The following is a 5,963-nucleotide window of genomic DNA, read 5'->3' as shown; positions in this document are numbered from 1 at the left end:
GCCCCGTACGCGAACGTACGGGGCACGGCCCTCGGCCGGCCGGTCGGCGTGAGCCGTGCGGCGGTTACTTGCGGATCAGGCTGCGCAGCACGTACTGCATGATGCCGCCGTTGCGGTAGTAGTCCGCCTCACCCGGGGTGTCGATACGGACGACCGCGTCGAACTCCACGCCGGTGTCCGTCGTCACCTTGACGGTGCGCGGGGTGGTGCCGTTGTTCAGCTCCGTGACGCCGGTGAACGAGAAGGTCTCCTCGCCCGTCAGGCCCAGGGACTGCGCCGAGGCGCCCTCCGGGTACTGGAGCGGGAGCACGCCCATGCCGATGAGGTTCGAGCGGTGGATGCGCTCGTACGACTCGGCGATGACGGCCTTCACACCGAGCAGCGCGGTGCCCTTGGCGGCCCAGTCGCGGGACGAGCCCGAGCCGTACTCCTTGCCGGCCAGGACGACCAGCGGGATGGACTGCTCGATGTAGTTGCGCGAGGCGTCGTAGATGAACGAGACCGGGGCGCCGTCCACGGTGAAGTCGCGGGTGTAGCCGCCCTCCGTGCCCGGCGCGATCTGGTTGCGCAGGCGGATGTTGGCGAACGTGCCGCGGATCATGACCTCGTGGTTGCCGCGCCGGGAACCGTACGAGTTGAAGTCGCGGCGCTCGACGCCGTGCTCCGTCAGATACGTGCCGGCCGGGGTGTCGGCCTTGATCGCGCCGGCCGGGGAGATGTGGTCGGTGGTGACCGAGTCGCCCAGCTTGGCCAGGACACGCGCGCCCGCGATGTCCGCGACCGGCGTGGTCTCCATCGTCATGCCCTCGAAGTACGGGGGCTTGCGGACGTAGGTGGACTGCGGGTCCCACTCGAAGGTGTTGCCGGTGGGGATCGGCAGCGCCTGCCACTGCGCGTCGCCCGCGAAGACGTCGGCGTAGGACTTGTTGAACATGTCCTCGCCGATGGCGTTGGCCACCACGTCGTTGACCTCGGCCTCGGTGGGCCAGATGTCCTGGAGGTAGACGGGCTTGCCGTCCTGGTCGGTGCCGAGGGCGTCCTTGGTGATGTCCACCTTCATCGACCCGGCGAGGGCGTACGCGACGACCAGCGGCGGGGACGCCAGGTAGTTCATCTTGACGTCGGGGTTGATCCGGCCCTCGAAGTTACGGTTGCCGGAGAGCACCGAGGTGACGGCCAGGTCGTGCTCGTTGACCGCCTTGGAGACCTCCTCGGGCAGCGGGCCCGAGTTGCCGATGCAGGTGGTGCAGCCGTAGCCGACGAGGTTGAAGCCGACCTTGTCGAGGTACGGGGTGAGGCCCGCCTTGTCGAAGTAGTCGGTGACGACCTTCGAGCCCGGGGCGAGGGTGGTCTTGACCCACGGCTTGCGGCTCAGGCCCTTCTCGACCGCCTTCTTCGCGACGAGCGCGGCGGCCACCATCACGTACGGGTTCGACGTGTTGGTGCAGGAGGTGATCGCGGCGACGGTGACGGCGCCGTGGTCGATCTCGTACGTCGAGCCGTCGGGGGCCGTGACCAGGGTCGGGCGGCTCGGCACACCGTTGGCGGAGGCCGGGGCGTCCGAGGCCGGGAAGGACTCCTTGCCCGCCTCCTCGTCCTCGGAGACGTAGTTGCGCACGTCCTCGGCGAACTTCGCCTTGGCCTCGGCCAGGATGATGCGGTCCTGGGGGCGCTTGGGGCCCGCGATGGAGGGGACGACCGTGGAGAGGTCCAGCTCCAGCTTCTCCGAGAAGTCGGGCTCGGCGGCCGGGTCGAGCCAGAGGCCCTGCTCCTTCGCGTACGCCTCGACGAGGGCGACCTGCTGCTCGTCCCGGCCGGTCAGGCGCAGGTACTTCAGCGTCTCGTCGTCGATCGGGAAGATCGCGGCGGTGGAGCCGAACTCCGGCGACATGTTGCCGATGGTGGCGCGGTTGGCCAGCGAGGTGGCGGCGACGCCCTCCCCGTAGAACTCGACGAACTTGCCGACGACGCCGTGCTTGCGCAGCATCTCGGTGATCGTGAGGACCAGGTCGGTGGCGGTGGTGCCGGCGGGCAGCTCACCGGTCAGCTTGAAGCCGACGACGCGCGGGATGAGCATCGACACGGGCTGGCCGAGCATCGCGGCCTCGGCCTCGATGCCGCCGACGCCCCAGCCCAGCACGCCCAGGCCGTTGACCATGGTGGTGTGCGAGTCGGTGCCGACGAGCGTGTCGGGGTACGCCTGGCCGCCCCGGACCATGACCGTACGGGCCAGGTGCTCGATGTTGACCTGGTGCACGATGCCGGTGCCCGGCGGGACGACCTTGAACTCGTCGAAGGCGGTCTGGCCCCAGCGCAGGAACTGGTAGCGCTCGCGGTTGCGGCCGTACTCCAGCTCGACGTTCTGCGCGAACGCCTCGTGCGTACCGAACTTGTCGGCGATGACGGAGTGGTCGATGACCAGCTCGGCCGGGGCCAGCGGGTTGATCTTCGCCGGGTCGCCGCCCAGCTCCTTCACGGCCTCACGCATGGTGGCGAGGTCCACCACACAGGGCACGCCGGTGAAGTCCTGCATGATCACGCGGGCCGGCGTGAACTGGATCTCCTGGCTCGGCTGCGCCTGGGAGTCCCAGGAGCCGACGGAGCGGATGTGGTCGGCGGTGATGTTCGCGCCGTCCTCGGTGCGGAGCAGATTCTCCAGCAGCACCTTCAGGCTGTAAGGGAGGCGTGCGGAGCCCTCGACCTTGTCCAGCTTGAAGATCTCGTACGACTCGTCGCCCACGCGCAGCGTGCTGCGGGCGTCGAAGCTGTTCGCCGACACGACAGTCTCCTTCATCAATGTGCACGTACTACGTCATGCTGCCGCCTCGGCTGCTCACCGATCCGCTAAGGTAAGGCTTAGTTAGGTAACCCTTACCGATGGGCGGCCGCGGTACGCCTTCGGGCAGATATCTCGATGTCGAGATAACTCTAGTACATGACCGCTGCTCGGTCATGCCCAGGTGCGGTCGACCGGCCTCCGACGAGGCTCCGGACCGGGCGCGCGGCCGACAGCCCGCCTGTCACCGGCCGCGCCCCGGGCCATTCCTTTGCGCGCGCACGAGGGCCGCCGACAGCCTGGAAGGCTTTCCGCCGCGCGGCCATTTCATGGAGAGCGTCCCGAACCGCCGTCCACGTCAGGCCGGTCGGTGCCGCGGACACGTCGCGGACGACTCACGGACGAGTCGCCGACGAAGGACGCGCAGGAAGGGGGCGTCGCCGTGACGCGGCGAACCGCTGGGAGGGTCCGGCGACCCTGCCGCTGCGCGGTGCCCACTGCCGCGCGGGCCGCAAGGTGCGCTCCCACACCGAGGAGCGGCAGCGGTGGGCCAGGTCCGCCGTTCGCGAGGAGCGGTACGCGGGCCGCCGCGAAACCCGGCGCGCGGCCACCGAGGAGAACGGCGACCGGCCCCGCCCCGGCCGGAGAGGGGTGCCGCCCCGTCAGACCGGCGCCGCTCGGCCACCCGTACGGCCGTACCCGGGTGGCCGAGTGGCCGCGTCGGCCCCACGATGGGGCGGTGACGCTCCGACAGCCCACCCCGGAAGAGCACTTATCTCACATCTGAGATAACCTGCCGCCATGGCAGACGACTACCTCGTACGCATCGGCAAGCTCATCCGTGACGCCCGGCAACACCGGGGATGGACACAGAGCCAACTCGCCGACGCATTGGCCACCAGCCAGAGCGCCGTGAACCGCATCGAGCGCGGCAACCAGAACATCAGCCTTGAGATGATCGCGCGCATCGGTGAGGCGCTCGACAGCGAGATCGTGTCCCTCGGTTACGCGGGCCCGATGCATCTGCGGGTGGTCGGCGGACGCCGGCTCTCCGGTGCCATCGACGTCAAGACGAGCAAGAACGCGTGCGTGGCGCTGCTCTGCGGCTCACTCCTCAACAAGGGACGTACGGTGCTGCGCCGGGTCGCGCGCATCGAGGAGGTCTTCCGGCTGCTGGAGGTACTGAACTCCATCGGCGTCCGCACCCGCTGGATCAACGACGGCGTGGACCTGGAGATCGTGCCGCCCGCCGAGCTGGACATGGAGGCCATCGACGCGGAGGCCGCCCGTCGCACCCGCTCCATCATCATGTTCCTCGGCCCGCTGCTGCACCGGATGGACACCTTCCGGCTGCCGTACGCGGGCGGCTGCGACCTCGGTACGCGCACGATCGAGCCGCACATGATCGCGTTGCGCCGCTTCGGTCTCGACATCGCGGCGACCGAGGGGCTCTACCACGCCCAGGTGGACCACTCCGTCTCGCCGGACCGCCCGATCGTTCTGACCGAGCGCGGGGACACCGTCACCGAGAACGCCCTGCTGGCCGCCGCCCGCCACGACGGCACGACCGTCATCCGCAACGCCTCGTCCAACTACATGGTCCAGGATCTCTGCTTCTTCCTGGAAGCGCTGGGCGTACGGGTCGACGGCATCGGCACGACGACGCTGACCGTGCACGGCGTGCCCTCCATCGACGTGGACGTGGACTACTCCCCCTCCGAGGACCCGGTCGAGGCGATGAGCCTGATCGCCGCCGCCGTGGTCACCGAGTCCCAGCTCACGATCCGCCGCGTGCCGATCGAGTTCCTGGAGATCGAGCTGGCGGTGCTGGAGGAGATGGGCCTCGACCACGACCGTACGGCCGAGTACTGCGCCGACAACGGCCGTACCCGGCTGGTGGATCTGACCGTACGGCCCTCGAAGCTGGAGGCGCCGATCGACAAGATCCACCCGATGCCGTTCCCCGGCCTGAACATCGACAACGTGCCGTTCTTCGCGGCCATCGCGGCGGTCGCGCAGGGCCAGACGCTGATCCACGACTGGGTCTACGACAACCGCGCCATCTACCTCACGGACCTCAACCGCCTCGGCGGCCGCCTCCAGCTCCTCGACCCCCACCGCGTCCTGGTGGAGGGCCCGACCCGCTGGCGCGCCGCCGAGATGATGTGCCCGCCGGCGCTGCGGCCCGCGGTGGTCGTGCTCCTGGCGATGATGGCGGCGGAGGGCACGTCCGTCCTGCGCAACGTGTACGTCATCAACCGGGGGTACGAGGACCTGGCGGAACGACTCAACTCGGTGGGCGCGCAGATCGAGATCTTCCGGGACATTTGATAGGCAGATGCCGCCGCACCCCGTCTGACCTGCGTTGAAGCGGGTCAGGATGGGGTGCGGCGGCATCTCTGGGACTTCTCTGGGACTTTCGGCCCGCGGCGGGCTGCGGGCCACGCTCAAGAGACTCTTCCGACCGTCGCAGCCAGTAGGGCTTTGTCAGGTGGTGTCGTAGGGCTGCCATGGGGTGGGTTGGCGGCAGGTGGGGCAGGTCCCGGTCCAGGTGGCTGACAGGTGTTGGAGGAGGGCCAGGGCCTGGTGGAGGGTCAGGCCCTGGCAGGGGCTTTTGGGCAGGACCTCTGTTCGGTCAGGAAGAGGTGGGCGGCGGTGACGAGGGTGACGTGGCGGTGCCGGCCGGTGAATGAGCGGCCCTCGAAGTGGTCGAGTCCCAGGGTGGTCTTCAGCTCACGGTAGTCGTGCTCGATGCGCGAGCGCAGTTTCGCGAGCCGGACCAGGTCACGGGCGGGGATGTCGGCCGGGAGGTTGGAGATCCAGTACGTGACCGGCTCGTTCTCCCCTTCGGGCCATCGGGCGGTCAGCCACCGCGGTGCGATGACACCGTCCGGGGCGGGTTTCGGGCGGCGGCCGGTGAGACGGACACGCAGGAAGACGAAGCGGGCGGACATGGCGGCTTTCGAGCCTTTGCGCCAGGTGACCGCGACTGCCGTGTCGCGTCCTGCGGCCAGGACGTGTTCACGCAGGCTGACCGGGCGGGTGCGGTAGCGGGGCAGCGGATGCGGTCCGCGCCCGCTGTAGGGCGGCTGGTGCGGCACGGCCGGCTCGGCGTGGGCGGTCATTTTTACCAGCCCGGGCCCCGACCCCGGGGGGGGGCCGGGGGGGCAATAACGAAACAGACATA

At 69.3% G+C, this 5,963-nt stretch carries 3 protein-coding genes; 1 reads left to right on the top strand and 2 read right to left on the bottom strand.

Features of this window, described 5'->3' with window-relative positions; genetic code table 11:
• Window positions 1-64: 64 nt before the first annotated feature.
• Window positions 65-2,779, bottom strand: coding sequence for an aconitate hydratase AcnA (gene acnA / locus ACFXPK_RS29065; protein ID WP_385080056.1), 2,715 nt, complete (start codon window positions 2,777-2,779; stop codon window positions 65-67).
• A 798-nt stretch (window positions 2,780-3,577) separates the two neighbouring features.
• Between acnA and ACFXPK_RS29060 the strand changes: the two genes are divergently transcribed.
• Window positions 3,578-5,107, top strand: coding sequence for a helix-turn-helix domain-containing protein (locus tag ACFXPK_RS29060; protein WP_385000906.1), 1,530 nt, complete (start codon window positions 3,578-3,580; stop codon window positions 5,105-5,107).
• A 263-nt stretch (window positions 5,108-5,370) separates the two neighbouring features.
• Here the strand turns inward: ACFXPK_RS29060 and ACFXPK_RS29055 are convergent, their stop codons facing one another.
• Window positions 5,371-5,901: a transposase gene (locus ACFXPK_RS29055; protein ID WP_385080053.1), complete on the bottom strand. Its 531-nt coding sequence runs from the start codon at window positions 5,899-5,901 to the stop codon at window positions 5,371-5,373.
• Window positions 5,902-5,963: the final 62 nt, after the last annotated feature.

The organism is Streptomyces sp. NPDC059142 (genome assembly GCF_042755665.1).
In the GTDB taxonomy this organism is placed as follows: Bacteria; Actinomycetota; Actinomycetes; order Streptomycetales; family Streptomycetaceae; genus Streptomyces.
Note: the sequence above shows the minus strand (reverse complement) of the source record. Positions and strands in the feature narration are given on the sequence as shown.

Bases quoted from the DNA above. Each gene is read 5' to 3' on its own strand.
- ACFXPK_RS29060 (WP_385000906.1), top strand. From the start codon at position 3,578: ATGGCAGACGACTACCTCGTACGCATCGGCAAGCTCATCCGTGACGCC.
- ACFXPK_RS29055 (WP_385080053.1), bottom strand. From the start codon at position 5,901: ATGACCGCCCACGCCGAGCCGGCCGTGCCGCACCAGCCGCCCTACAGC.